Raw genomic sequence first — 14,180 nt, 5'->3', positions numbered from 1 at the left:
TCTTCCTTTAACACTTTTTAACATACTGGTTTACAACGCTTCCATTCCAGAACCTATCTTTATGGGTACCGCTCTATAAATCCAAAACCCAGGCGGGTACTTACCATGAAGCTACTCCCCTACTTTATCCTACTACTGGTACCCCTTTGGATCAATGCCCAAAATGCTATTTCATTATTGGGAAAAGTAACTGATAAGGCCTCAGGAGAGGCTATTCCTTATGCAACTATCCAACTGTTAGGTACCAGTATCGGTACCACCACCAATCAGGCCGGCGATTTTGTATTCAGGATACCGGCTACCCTTCCTACCCCGGTAGTAGTCTTTTCGTGTTTAGGATACCGGTCAATAAAGCTGGATTTTATAAAAGGGGATCAACCCCTGCTCGCTATAGCCCTTGAACCCGAGCCGGTGCAATTGAAAGAAGTAGTAGTCAAGCCGGTTGACCCGCTGCAGGTCATTGCTACAAGCCTTGAAAGAGTAGCTCATAACTACGCTACTGCGCCCTACAAGGCCGAGGGCTTCCAACGGGAGTATGTAAAGGCCGATAGTAGTGTTATTCAGTTACTGGAAGTTGCTTTCCGGACTGTAGGGACGGCTCAATCACAAGCGACTACCGTACTTGATGCCTGGTATCTGGAAGATAAAAGAGCGAAAGCACCTTTCTGGAATCCGTCCCGAGGTGGCTTCTATACTTTTGGCGGGACCTCCATTTCGGGAATTGAGTTACCTGGACCGACAGCCTTTCTGGGCATAGAGCTAAAAAAGAGAAGCGATTTATCCCGGTACTACACGTTCGAATTCAGGGGCATGAGCCATCTGGATGGGAAAGAGGTATTTGTCATTGACTTCGACCAGAAGAAACAGGTACGCAAGCCTTTCCTGAAAGGTACCCTGTACATAGATGCCGGGTCATACGCGATCATCAGGCTGGAGCACCTGGTAAGCCCGAACGGGCTACGCCACCTCAAAACCCACCAGACCTGGGGTGGTATGACGATCAGTACCGCTCCCAAGCGACTTACGGTTCAGCAGGATCGTTGGGTAACTACCTACAAACAGTATGGTGAGAAGTGGTACCTCAGCAGTGTAGTCATTGACACTGAATTCTCGGCAGCTCTGGCTTTTATGGGGCTGGTACAAGCCCGTCAAGACCAGTTACGGCTCCATTCTGAACGCATTGTTACCCACCTGGACACCACACACATACCCGATGACAGTGCTGGCACCTATATAGCCGATGTGGGTAAGCTACCTACCCTGCAGAACTTCATTAAAAAGAATTATGAGAATAAGGTAGCTACCTGGGAGCATCTGAACTACCTCAAACCTGACACGGCTCTGGCTGGCCTGGCCCACCAAATCAGGCGCAACAACGAGCGGTGGGAAGTAGAGTTAAGGAAGAGAACCGCCGAAAAGTACCTGACGAGCCGTGCCCTCACTGCCCGCCAGCTAACGGACGACCTGGATTATCTGCGGGAAAGCCTGGAGGGGATTCATCCGGGCCTCTACTGGTACACCGACAAAGCCAGCCTCGACCGGGCCTTCGAGCAGTTACTAAGTAAACTACCTAAAACTGCATCCGAAGCAGAGTTCTTTCGGCTACTGAGCCCAGTGATCGAACAGATCCATTGCGGGCATACTACCTTACATCCCTCTACTACGACCGAAGAGTACCAGGCCCAGTTTACGAAGCGTTTCCCGCTGGAGCTACGGCTCCTGGGCGACAGTACTGTGATTAGCCAGGACTATGAAGGTATTCCGAGAGGTTCAACTGTACTCGCCATCAATGGCCATGACCAGGCCGAGGTCATCCGGCGGATTCAGGCTACCATTCCTTCCGATGGCTTTAACCAAACGTACAAGCAGTTTCGCCTCCAGCACGATTTCCCCTCCCTGTTTGTCCGCTATATACAACCGGCTGATACGTTTGAAGTAAAAATCAGGGATAAGGACCAGCAGATCCGTACAATACGTCTTGCAGGAAGTGACCGCAGCACGACTACCACGAGTGATCACGCAACCACCCAACTCCACGACTCGCTACAAACCCTTGTCCTGAAGATTCCCTCCTTCGCCACCAGTCAGGACTTCCCCGATTTTGTGGATGAAACATTCCTTAAAATAAGGGAGCAACAAATTACCTCTCTGGTAATAGACCTGAGAGACAATCAGGGAGGCAGAGATGACTACGGTGCCTTACTGTATAGTTATTTAGCCCAAGAGCCTTTCAAGTACTACCGCCAGATTTCAGTCGCCACCACGGACAGCTCCCTGCTTAACCGGCTATCGGTGGATGATGTTCCCCTTCTGAAGGCACTGCCTAAGTACCCTACCCACATCCAGAAAACCGACCAGGGGTACAGCTACACCCACCACCCCAACCTGGCTTTTCAGCAGCCACGGCAAAATGCGTACAGCGGTACTGTATACTTCCTCATCAACGGAGGTACTTTCTCCTCAGCAGCTGAATTCGTCGCCATAGCCCGGTCTCACAAACGAGGCACGTTCATAGGGCAGGAGACGGGTGGAGGCTACTATGGGAACAGTAGCCTGGCCACGTCAATGCTGACCCTGCCCAACAGCAAGCTCCGCCTGACTATGCCTCTCGGACGGTATGCATTAGCCGTGTCGACCGATGGAGCAGGCGGCCGTGGAGTACTACCTGACCACTCTATGACTTACTACCTGGAGGACGTTATCAATAACAGGGACAAAGAACTGGAGTACTGTCTAGATCTGATCAATAAAATCAAAAAGTAGTCCAGGTACTACATTAGTAGTGGTTCTACAGATAGTCATACCGTTTGGTATACCCTTCATTCTGAACTATATAGTGTTGAGGTACCATTTATAGTACTACATCTAACTTACCTACTGAATGAGCCACTCAACAAAAATCATTGAGCTATACAGCAAAGTTGCCCCATAAGGTTAGAATTACTTTTGTGCTATCACTAAAACAAAAGTAATCATGCAGATAATCAATCACATGTATATTGACGGTGAGTTTGTCTCCCCACACGGTACTGCTACATTAGATATTACAAGTCCCGTATCGCAGGAACTGCTGGGGAAGGTAAGCTTAGGGGATGAAGTAGATACCCAACGTGCCATCGCCGCGGCCAAAGCGGCATTCACAACCTTTTCCAGAACCACCAGAGATGAACGGATACAGTACCTTAGACAAATGCTGGAGGCGGTTACCAAAAGAAAAGAAGATTTGATCGATGTGATGGTACTTGAATATGGCGCTCCCATTCAGTTTGCCTGTGCCAGCGCCCAAAATGCACTGGATGCCATCCGTACAAATGTTGATATTCTAGAGGTATATGCTTTTGAACAACGAGTGGGACGATCTACTGTCCAGCAGACACCAGTAGGTGTAGTAGGTATCATTACTCCCTGGAATGCCAGTAATGGATTTATCTGCAGCAAACTATCAACTGCCCTTGCGGCCGGTTGTACGGCGGTGATCAAACCCAGTGAACTGAGTGCCCTTCAGACCCAGCTCATTAGTGAGTGTCTGCACGAAGCGGGACTTCCTAAAGGGATATTCAATATTGTAAACGGATTGGGACATGTCGTGGGTGCAGAAATAGTACGTCATCCTGATGTTGCAAAAATTTCGTTCACCGGTTCCACCGTCACCGGCAAAACCATAATCCGTGAAGGAGCGGCAACCATGAAGAGAGTTACACTAGAATTAGGTGGCAAATCACCCAATATACTACTGGACGATGCAGACTTATCGAAAGCCATTCCGCTTTCGGTCGCAGGGGCTTTCATGAACAGTGGTCAAGCCTGTATTGCAGCTACCCGACTGTTGGTACCGCAGCACAAACTTGAAGAGATCAAACCTCTGTTGATCGAAGCGGAATCCGGTATAAAAGTAGGTAATCCACAGGAGGAAGATACAAACATTGGACCTATGGTGAGCCAGAAGCAATTTCAGCGCGTACAGGACTACATCCTGAAAGGAATAGCAGAAGGAGCGGAGATCCTAATCGGCGGCCTGGAAAAACCAGAAGGGCTGGAAGCCGGAAACTTTGTAAAGCCAACCGTATTCATACATGTGAATAACAGTATGCGCATTGCGCAGGAAGAAATATTTGGGCCGGTACTCTCGGTTATTACGTATCGTACCGAAGAGGAGGCCATCCAGCTAGCTAATGATTCCAGTTATGGCCTGGCGGCTTATGTACAAAGCAGTAACCAGGAAAGAGCCCTTCAGATTGCCACCCGACTGGATGCAGGACGCGTTTCTCTGAATGCACTTACGCACGATCCCATGGCTCCCTTTGGTGGATTTAAACAATCGGGCCTCGGCCGGGAGTATGGTGTGTTCGACCTGGAAGCTTACCTGGAACCTAAGGCCATTCTGGAAGTAGAAAACGCATAATCTAAAACTAATTCCTAGTTTTAGATTGCTCAGCCACTGGTTGAGCAATCTCTCTAATTTAGTCTTTGTATGGAACAGCGACAGCAGTCCAAAATCCTTTACTCCTGCTACTTTACCACCAGTAAGGATGGAGAACAATTCATACCCGAGCATGTATTTAGTCTGCAGATAGCAGGAACATTGACAATCTATGACAGCCAGAGTACCCACATCTACCGCGAAGGCAACTTTCGACTGAGCCGACGTAACAGGCTTGCAAGATTTGTTAAACATCCTCCGGAGGGAGGAGAATTTAAGTCACTTTCGGTCTTTCTAAACCAGGAAACCCTGCGAAAGCTGAGTGAAGAATGGGAGATGCAGGCCGAACCAGATCATCTTTCAAAGTCATCGGTTATTAAGTTAAAAGATGACCCTTTGTACCAGAGCTACATGAATTCCCTGTGTGTGTACCTGCAGCTTCCGGAAAAGGAGCAGGCAACCATGCTGCCCCTGAAAGTACGGGAAGCGGTGATGCTTCTACTAAAAGTAAACCCGGAGCTGAAAAACATCCTGTTTGATTTCAGTGAACCCGGAAAAATAGATCTGGAGTCATTCATGCAGCAAAACTTCTCTTTTAATATATCTCTGGATCGATTTGCTTACCTAACCGGCCGCAGCCTGGCCACCTTCAAACGTGATTTTCAAAAAGTCTTTAACCGGTCACCGCGTCTGTGGTTGCAGCAGCGCCGACTGCAGGAGGCATTCTATCTATTACATGAGAAAAAGAAATCGGTATCGGAGGTGTATCTGGATGTAGGTTTCGAAAATCTCTCTCACTTTTCCTACGCGTTCAAAAAAGAATTTGGCCGCACGCCCAATGAAGCCCGTCAGGCTTTCTGATCCATTTATAATTGAACGGTTTACAAAAACAAAGCGGCGAAAAATATCGCCGCTTTGTACCAAAATCCAATCAACCAATTATTTATGCATAACATCTTATCTCAAATACAGCCGCGGGTGACGTGGCAGATGGGTGCTCTACCCGGAGTCGCAGACGTGAGGTAGTGAGGGGTTCATCAAAGTGAATAGTATTGCGCGTCTGGTGGTTGTCGCGCTTCTCATACACCACTCTCCCCTGATCATCCAGGAGCTGGTACTTCTGCACGCAAAAAGGGGCAACTGGTTCCGGATGAATCATGAGTACGTTCTCCGACGGATGATCGTAATCCGTATCGAAGAAGAGCTCCACCCGCCGGATGCTCTGCTGTTCGGACCAGCTAAGGGTCAAGGATGGATCGGGATCAGCAAAATCGGCCACCCAGGCATTAGGCTGATTCGTAGGTCGCTGCACACCATTTCGAATGTTTTCGGCACCAAAGCTTCGGAGACTTTCTTCTATTTTTACGGCTACATTCTTGCCTTTGGGCCGACGCTGAGGACACCAGAATTCAAACGCGTCTACGCCAATATCTTCCGTCGGCTCCTGCTTTCCGTAGTTAGATACGGCAGGATTGATGGAATTAAAAACAGATAGCAGACCAGTAACCCGCTGACTGGACATTTTCAGAGAAATCTCCGGATTATTCCCGATCATCAGGAAGGCATAGGTAGGTTCACTGATTACCGCATCGAAAGAAAGATGTACACAGTTCCTACCCTTCTGCAGCGGTATCACCTTTTTCTCTAACGTCACATCCGGAGTATGGCTTCCTTTCCGGCTACATATCCTGAGCTCCACTTCCAGTTCTGTAGGTACATCCGTATACGGGTGGATCACTACGCCAGGCATCTTTCCGGCCTGCACCGGAAGCATTTGCGCAGTAGCGAACTCCATGGGTTGCGGGTCATCGTCTTCTACCAGTTCAGTCAGCACCAGTTCGCTGGATGCTTTAACCTGCGCCTTACGAACCAGGTCTAATTCATCCTGTAGGTTCAGTCCCGGAATATGTTGCCCGATTCGTTGCAGCTCGGTATGTAGCTCTTTCATACGGGATTGCTCTAACAGCTGACGCGGTTGTAAACCCTTTTTAGCGCATAGGGCCGCTGCCATTCCAACGGCTTGCCCACCGTGCGCCGAAGTAGCCATCACCCGGGTCGAGCCAAAGGCTACGTGTGAAGCTGATATGATACGGCCCGCCAGGAACAGGTTACTGATATTGCGGGAGTAGTAACAGCGGTACGGTATCCCGTAGATGCCTTTGCTATGCCATTGGTTACAGCCCGGCTTTTCGCTGAACACACCGTCCGCCGGATGCAGGTCAATGCTCCAGCCACCAAAGGCAACTGAGTCCTGGTGAGAGCGTTGCTCGACTATATCCTGCTGAATCAGCATGTAGTCGCCTTCAAAGCGACGGCTCTCCCGCTTTCCGGGTATGGTACCTACCCACTCTAGTGTAAGGTTTTCTGCCTCGGGAAACTGCCCTGAGTTCTTGATATGGTTCCAGACGCCATAGATAACTTTCCATAACTCCCACTTGATGGCCTCAGTATCATGTACCGTATCCAGACGTCCTCCGTACTCTACCCACCATAGCCGGCAGCCAAAGTCCTGGGCATTGAAACTCTTAAAGCGAGGGATCTTTGTGATATCCTTTAGAGCAAAGCTGGGGGGTACAAAGCGAACGGGACGACCGACATCTTTGCTGTAGAAGTAGAGGGAGTGCCCTAGTAGTTCTCCGTACTCTTTGGAGGGGGCAAACTTCTCACCAAATTCCTCGGAGGATTCAGCTCCCATCCGGAAGGCGGCGCCCGATAGAAACCCGACAATACCGTCACCCGATGCATCACAGAACAAAGGAGCAGCCAGCTCGTATTGGCTGGAGTTCTGACTACAGAAGCCGATGACTTTGGTAATTGTATCCGGCCCCTCCTTCTCTACTTCATAAATAGCCGTATTGAGGAGCAGGGTGATGTTAGGTTCCTCCACTACTTTTTCCAGGAGTATCGTATCGAATATAAGCGGATTGCTATCGGGATTTCGGTACAGGTTTTCGACCAGGATCTCATCAATGACTCCCCCCTCACGGGCCCAGCGGTTGTTGTTACCCATGTGCGAGGTAGCCCCCAGGACCCATAGCCGCACCTCCGAAGAAGCATTCCCCCCTAGTACCGGTCGATCCTGCACAATAATTACTTTGATACCTGCTCGGGCAGCGGTAATGGCGCAGCAGGTACCCGACAATCCCCCTCCTACTACGACCAGGTCAGCAGACAGGGACAAGGTACGGGCTGTTCTTTTATCAGTAGCATCTAAATGCATCATAATTCTTTGATGTGTAGTGTGAATAGTCCACCGTGGCTTTATCCACCGTTTCGTATTATTTTAAATCTATGTTTTCTTCAACAGCCACGAAGCCAGTAGGTTTCATCACTTTTATCCGTACGGACTTTTCAAAACCTCTAACGGGTACTACTATGTCTGTACTACCTCCGGGTTGCAGATCCGGAATGGGAAACGCTTTATCATCAACCCTCAGGGTATAGTTGATTACGGGATAATAAGGAAAATCGTTACGTGACATAATCCTAACTACCAGTTGATGGACTCCCTGGTCACCGGGGGTATAGCGTACCTTCTCGACCGTGACGGGCGACATCTCCTGCTGGTAAACGGGGTAAATGGGTCGAGGGGACCGATCCGGTCCGACTATACCCCATGGGCGGTAGCCATTGGCGTTGGTACCATGGAAGCGGCTCTGATAGTCGTTGTAGGTCCACCAGGAGGCTCCTACTACGTAGGGACGGCTGCGGACTTCTTTCATAATATCGCGCAGGTGGTCTATTTGCCCGGCCTCGCCGGTTTCGGTGTCGGCGCGGCGGCCCCACTCACTGATAAAGATGGGCTTGCCGGGGTAGAGCTGGTGAATGTGGTCGAGTACCTTGGCGTGATTGCCGTAGGTATTGGTCGACACAAAATCCACGTACTGACTCGCCTCGTCCTCCGGTTTCTTGGGTAGTATATTCAATCGCATGGAAGCAAAAGTATACAGGCGCGTAGGGTCCAGTTCGCGTGCGTAGGCGATCATGTCTTTGGTCCAGCGCTGCCCGGCTGGCTGCTCCGACAGGTATTCATTTCCCACGCTATATGCAATGACACTAGGATGATTCCAGTCACGCTCCACCATCTCGCGAAACTGGTTCTTAAAGTTTTTGCGGATAGAGTCGGTATCCATCTGATTAGGGGTAAGCTGCCAGTTACCGGCTTCGGTGATGATCAGCATCCCGTAGCGGTCGGCCAGGTCATAGAACAGCTCACTGGGCGTGTAGTGCGTCAGGCGCTGGAGCTCCATGCCTGCTTCCTTCATCATTTTAAAATCCTTCTCGATCAGCCAGTCCGGCTCCATAGCACCCAGTCCGGGAGAATCAACAACACGATTCCCCCCACCAACTCTTATAGGTTGTCCGTTGAGAAGCAGTTGAGCATTACGTACCTCTACTTTACGAATACCGAAGTTTGTAGTAAGAGTATCACCCGGAATGGTAGCCTGTATACGATATAGATTAGGCATGTCCAGGCTCCACAATTGAACCTGTGCCCTTGGGATAGTAGCTTCGGCTTCCAGAACAGCGGTCTGACCGGAAGCAACACGAACTGCGTTCTCTTTCCAATTCAGGGTCAATGGCTTGTCCTGGTAGTATACCTGGTAGTTTGCTTTGGGAGAAGCTGCCTGGCCCGTCATGTTTCTGACCCGCAACTTTACCCGAATAGTCGCCGTGCCCTTTGCCAGATCAGGAGTAGCTTCTACTTTAAGATTCTCCGCGTACACGTCTGGCTCTACGGTCAGGTACACCGGACGGTTAAGCCCACCGTAGTTCATCCAGCCCATAAAAGAGTCGTTGGGCTGGTTGTTGTCCTTGCCACCGGGAATGGTACCCGGCTGCCAGGTGTCATTGTTGACAGAGACAGCCAATAGGTTTTCGCCCGCTTTAAGGTACTCAGTTATGTCAAAATGAAAAGGCGTGTAGCCGCCTTCGTGCCGTCCTACCCTCTGGTTGTTAAGCCATACATCGGTCATGTAATAGGCTGCATCAAAGTGTAGTATTACCCGTTTCCCTTTTTCAAGCTGCCAGGGGAATGTCTTGCGGTACCAGACAGTACCTGTATAAAAGCCATAGCGAGGATCAATTGAGAAGCTATGGGGCACGGTTACTTTATCAAATCGACTAGTATGTACTTTGTCACTATACCAGGCTCCCTTCTGACCCATACTAGCCGGGTCAAGGGTAAAAGACCACTCGCCATGCAGAGGTATAGCATTGGACTCCCGGATGGAATATTGTCCGTAGGTGGGTACGCAAATAGAAAAGCAGATTACAAGAAGGTACGCGAGTTTTCTCATTAGTGGTAGGTTTAGCTCCGGGTAATTGGTTCTTTATTCGTTATTTCGTTATCAACAGCTACTTCTTTCTGCCCGGCCCCCTGCTTCATGCTTGCACGCCATATGATACCGGCAATGGCTACAATTGCCAAACCAATACCGGCAATCAGTCCCACATCTTCACCCGCATTGATACCCAAACCCGCAATACCGAGTCCGGTCAGGACAAAGCTGATGGCGATGGCACGTATGGCAAAAGTATTTTGTGCCAATGAGTCAGAAGGAGCCGATGGTTCAGGCACCTTAGCCTTAGCCAGACTACGTCCTGCCAGCCACTCCTGATACTGAGTATACTGACGGTCTTCCTCTTTATCTCTGTAAACTACCCACTCAAAAAAGGCTAGTAGTATAAAGGGGAATCCCATACCCAGTGACATTTCGGCCGCTCGACTCAACGAATAGTCAAAGAAGGCGGGGGTAATAAACTTGAAAAACAATCCGGCGGCCAGACTGATCATCGAAACAGTCAGGATGGAGCGGGCATTCTGTCTCCGGGAGAATAAGGTCCAGACGACGGGTAGTAGTAATGATCCGCCTGATATAGCCCCCACACTTAGGACCAGATTTACCAGACCGCCAATATGCGGTACCGCCAGGGCGATACCAATCGTGATAAAGCCAAAGACTACGGTCATTAATCTACCTACGCTAACGAGAGTCTTATCGGTAGCATCAGGATTGATCAGCTTGTTATAAACATCATTAGTAAATACGGCCGCCAGCATATTCAACAGGGTATTAGCGGTACTGGCCGTTGCAGAGACCATTGCCGCCAGCATCAGACCTACCAGTCCGGCTGGTAGTACCATTTGAGCCATCAGCATGTAGGCCCCCTCCGTTTCCAACCCTGACAAACCTGGATTCAGCGACTTATAAATCATAGGAGGGAGCATCCACAGAAATGGACTCACCGAATACAGTCCGGCAAAAAGATAGGCCACCTTGCGGGATTCACGGGGGGTACTTACGCTGGTGTACCGCTGTACAAAAGCCCAGCTTCCCCCGATGTAAATAATGTGGTACATGACGAAGGCCAGCGTAAAGCCCAGAGTGTATTCGCCATTAAAGACATTGAAAAAACTATCCGGGACTTTCTGGACAAAAGCACCAAAACCATCGGCACGATCAAGGGCCAGCGGAACGACCATCAGTACAGCCGCCAGCAGAATGACAAACTGGAGTACATCCGTAACCAGTACCGCCCAAAGCCCCCCCATAGCTGTGTACAGGATCACCATGAGCCCCAGTACGATGATACAGGTGTTGAGCGAGAAGGGTGTCGCCACGTACACCAGCTTACCCACCGGGTAGAGTACCCCGCCGATGGTGAATAAGGTGAACAGCGTGAGCAGGTAGGTAAATAACTGCTGGACCCGGGTCCCCAGCCGCCGCCCTATGTACTCGGCGGCGGTCATGGCGTGTGTCCGCTTCCAGCGATCCGCTATGAAGTAGGCCGTTACCAGACCACCAATACACATAGACAGCTGAATAGTAATGGCAACAAAGCCCAGATCATAAGCGATGGAGCCCCACACCACAAAGGTACCCGCCGAAAGAAAGCTCATAAACAGGGACAGGCCGCTTACCCACCAGGGTGCTGACTCTCCGGCGGCAAAGAATGATTTGGCGTCGGTACCCGTGCGGGAAAAGGCCAGCCCTACCAGCATCTGGAATACCGCAAACACGGCCATTACTATAAAATCAAGTTGTTGCATTACTAGCTATTAGGAGTTAGGTATTAGTTTGTTAGAGTTTGGATACTTTTTTATTATTTAATCAATGAAATTTATGGGAACCTCCTCACTCGACATTCTGCAATCGAAAATCGACAATTAATTCATCATTCGCTCTTAACGTGCAGCGGTGGCTGTTACATCTCAACGACTTCCATTCCCCAGGCGGGTAGTTGCTTTTGAACCGGACTTTTCTGTCCAACTACCAGGTTGAAATTTGTAGCCTGTGCCCGGTTGTTGAGCAGAATGACAAACCTTTTACTACCATCCACTGACTCGGCCAATACATAATCGACAACCGGCTGGTCTACCTTCACCCATTCTTCATTGATGATTAATCTGGCTTTTTCTCCGTTGATAGTACCGGGAGCAAAACCATACGTCTGGTGTGGTCCGACTTTGGGAGTAACAAAGCCGCGGGGGAAGGAAACTTTGCCCTGCGAGCGAAGCTCGGCTTCTGATAGCAGGTAGTCGGTGATCCAGCCAACCTGCCACCAGGCGTGATGCGGGTAAGGACCGGCACCCCTGTTCATGGCGTTCCAGTAGTAGGAAGCTACGCTGGTTTTAGGATCGACGAAGGCGTCGCGGCCAATGGCTGCGGCCCGGGCCATATCGGCAAAAAGTGGCTCGCCCGTAAGCTGATGCATCCGGATAAACATACCGGCGTGACTGGCTAGCTGGATGGGGCCATGGCGGGTGGCCGAGCCAAATATTCCTCCGTGCTCAAAGCTGAGTCCGGACTGAGCTATTTCCCAGTCCTTGCGCTCAATACCATTTACAGTCTTTATTTCCTGATCAGGTATAGGGTGGGTATAGATGGAACTGGTGTAGATTTTGGCCGCCTGAATGGCAGCGTCTTTATATACTTTGCTTTTAGTGACTTCGTACAGATCCAGCAGCGCCTGAGCTGACTGGCCCGTGGCGAAGTCAGGCGCGTAGCGGGCATCGCCGCATACACCCAGAAATGCCCCTGTCTCGATGGCGTTTTTAACAAACCAATCCGCTCCTTTCCGGGCGGCCTGCAGGTACTTGGGATCTTTCAGGATACGATGAGCTACCAGAAGACCATAAAAGGTAGGGCGGAGATCTTTGACATCTTTAAACAATTCTTCCTCAGTCTTGCGATCATAGGCTACCGCCCAACTGCCGTCTGGCTTCTGCCAGCGGAGTAGTTGCTCCGCACCCAGTTTGAGGCGTTCTTTCAGTTCTTTATTGTCAGGTTCAAAAAGCAGCATATTCCCTACATCCAGCATGATGTAGTAGGTTACGGCCATAGGCTCTACGACAGCCCCCCATTCCTCCACAAACTTCTTGGGTTTGGCCAGGTAGTACTGACCAATGGCCGCTCCCTTGAAAAACCCGGGCTCAGTCTGCTGTTGTGTTAGTTTGAAGTTCAGGGCGTAGGGCAGTACATTTTGGGTAAGGTCCGGGTCCTTTGTGGCATGAGCCAGCATCCACATGGCGCCGTAGTCAGAGTTTTTCATGGCATCCTTGTTGGAGCCTACCACCCCACCCAGGTACGACTGCGCTCCTATCTTCAATCCTTCAAATTCCTCTACATTCCACATGGAGGTTTTAGGATCGGTGAGGTAGTGGTGCATTTGCTCAATACGGCTTATCAGTGACTGCTTGCTTTGCCGAAGCTCTAACCCTTCTTTAAACTGGTAGATATCGTATATGGCATGCTTCAAGGTCTTGAACCAGTCACCATCCACCAGGCTGTAGCGGTAGTTATAGCTGAGTGTCTGCCCGGGTTCCCGGTTCGACTCGTACTCACCCAGAACCGGGTAGTACAGCGTGGGCGAAAGCTGTCCCTTACGATTCATATGGGATAGTCCGATGTGCCAGTCCGTCTGAGTGATCTTATCCTTTGCCCAGGGATCGCGGGCCAGGCCGGGATCGGGGATGATGGCCAGCGTTACACCACTCTTTGTACTTACCAGCGGAGCCAGGGTACTGGCGCAGCGCTCACGGTAGATGACCGGCAACTTCGGGACACCATGTCCGTAGGCGTAGGCTTTGGCAAAATTATCCTGCATGAAGTTTCCCTGGAAGTACCCCGGTACCGACGCCCAGGCCATCTTTGACTCGGGTAAGGTCGCTACCGAGGGGCTGGCCAGAGAGAAATAGCCTCCTTTTTTAGGAGTAATAGTTTGTTTAACCAATACATCTGTAGGGAATTGAGGATCAAGAGTCCACTCTGTTACGATGGTGGCTACATCGGTTTCGTGGCGGAAATGAACCTTATCCTTTCCCACCATTTTGCCGGTAGATGGGAAAAAGTGGTAGGCTTTGCCAGCGGTATTCAGCGCTACGGCCGTAGTACTTTCCTTCCACTGCTCCTGCTGGTAATGATAGCTATCTTCGGGGAATTTGCCGCCGGTACTTTTGTCAAAGGTACCGGCTGATTCTTTAGAAGGCTCCACTTCGGAGAATAGCAGCGTGTACTCCCCAGAAGGAGCAAGTTCGGTGTCCCACTTATTCCCTTTCTTAACAGCAACCTGCCGGATCATCCATCCCTCTGGACCGGCCTTCCACTCCACTCGCAGGTGATTGTTACTCAGCTGTAGAGTCTGCTGCGCCTGGGCCAGCAGACTCACTACTCCAAGACAGACAATCAGTAGTACCGTTCGTAATTTGTGCATTGTTTTCAGATTTGACAGGTGGACTTTCACCACCTGTGATTGC

General features: G+C 50.2%; 7 protein-coding genes. 3 read left to right on the top strand and 4 right to left on the bottom strand.

Going from position 1 to position 14,180, the window contains the following annotated elements:
• Positions 1-105: 105 nt before the first annotated feature.
• From JUB14_RS19415 to JUB14_RS19405, 3 genes are all read left to right on the top strand, one after another.
• Positions 106-2,763: a S41 family peptidase gene (locus JUB14_RS19415; protein ID WP_207508473.1), complete on the top strand. Its 2,658-nt coding sequence runs from the start codon at positions 106-108 to the stop codon at positions 2,761-2,763.
• A gap of 211 nt (positions 2,764-2,974) precedes the next feature.
• Complete coding sequence (locus JUB14_RS19410; protein ID WP_207508472.1) at positions 2,975-4,402, top strand: aldehyde dehydrogenase family protein; 1,428 nt, start codon at positions 2,975-2,977, stop codon at positions 4,400-4,402.
• Positions 4,403-4,471: 69 nt separating this feature from the next.
• Positions 4,472-5,281 (top strand): helix-turn-helix domain-containing protein, encoded by an 810-nt coding sequence (locus JUB14_RS19405; RefSeq protein WP_207508471.1) that lies wholly within the window; start codon positions 4,472-4,474, stop codon positions 5,279-5,281.
• Between the two features lie 82 nt (positions 5,282-5,363).
• On the opposite strand, the gene JUB14_RS19400 is transcribed toward JUB14_RS19405, so the two are convergent.
• The 4 genes from JUB14_RS19400 to JUB14_RS19385 form a co-directional block, all read right to left on the bottom strand.
• Positions 5,364-7,643 carry an FAD-dependent oxidoreductase gene (locus JUB14_RS19400; RefSeq protein WP_207508470.1) on the bottom strand — a complete coding sequence of 760 codons (2,280 nt, stop codon included), beginning with the start codon at positions 7,641-7,643 and terminating at the stop codon, positions 5,364-5,366.
• Positions 7,644-7,698: 55 nt separating this feature from the next.
• Complete coding sequence (locus JUB14_RS19395) at positions 7,699-9,720, bottom strand: glycoside hydrolase family 2 protein (RefSeq protein ID WP_207508469.1); 2,022 nt, start codon at positions 9,718-9,720, stop codon at positions 7,699-7,701.
• Positions 9,721-9,731: 11 nt separating this feature from the next.
• Positions 9,732-11,474, bottom strand: a complete 1,743-nt coding sequence (locus JUB14_RS19390) for a sodium:solute symporter family protein (protein WP_207508468.1) — start codon at positions 11,472-11,474, stop codon at positions 9,732-9,734.
• A gap of 155 nt (positions 11,475-11,629) precedes the next feature.
• The gene (locus JUB14_RS19385) at positions 11,630-14,137 is read right to left on the bottom strand and encodes a glycerophosphoryl diester phosphodiesterase (protein WP_207508467.1); all 2,508 of its coding nucleotides are present in this window, start codon (positions 14,135-14,137) and stop codon (positions 11,630-11,632) included.
• Between the last annotated feature and the right edge of the window lie 43 nt (positions 14,138-14,180).

It is taken from the genome of Telluribacter humicola (assembly GCF_017355935.1).
GTDB classification, from domain to species: domain Bacteria; phylum Bacteroidota; class Bacteroidia; order Cytophagales; family Spirosomataceae; genus Telluribacter; species Telluribacter humicola.
This window is presented reverse-complemented; position numbering and strand designations above follow the sequence as displayed.

What these genes read in the sequence shown, in the direction of transcription:
- JUB14_RS19415 (WP_207508473.1), top strand. Translation starts at nt 106, where the DNA reads ATGAAGCTACTCCCCTACTTTATCCTACTACTGGTACCCCTTTGGATC.
- JUB14_RS19410 (WP_207508472.1), top strand. Translation starts at nt 2,975, where the DNA reads ATGCAGATAATCAATCACATGTATATTGACGGTGAGTTTGTCTCCCCA.
- JUB14_RS19405 (WP_207508471.1), top strand. Translation starts at nt 4,472, where the DNA reads ATGGAACAGCGACAGCAGTCCAAAATCCTTTACTCCTGCTACTTTACC.
- JUB14_RS19400 (WP_207508470.1), bottom strand. Translation starts at nt 7,643, where the DNA reads ATGATGCATTTAGATGCTACTGATAAAAGAACAGCCCGTACCTTGTCC.
- JUB14_RS19395 (WP_207508469.1), bottom strand. Translation starts at nt 9,720, where the DNA reads ATGAGAAAACTCGCGTACCTTCTTGTAATCTGCTTTTCTATTTGCGTA.
- JUB14_RS19390 (WP_207508468.1), bottom strand. Translation starts at nt 11,474, where the DNA reads ATGCAACAACTTGATTTTATAGTAATGGCCGTGTTTGCGGTATTCCAG.
- JUB14_RS19385 (WP_207508467.1), bottom strand. Translation starts at nt 14,137, where the DNA reads ATGCACAAATTACGAACGGTACTACTGATTGTCTGTCTTGGAGTAGTG.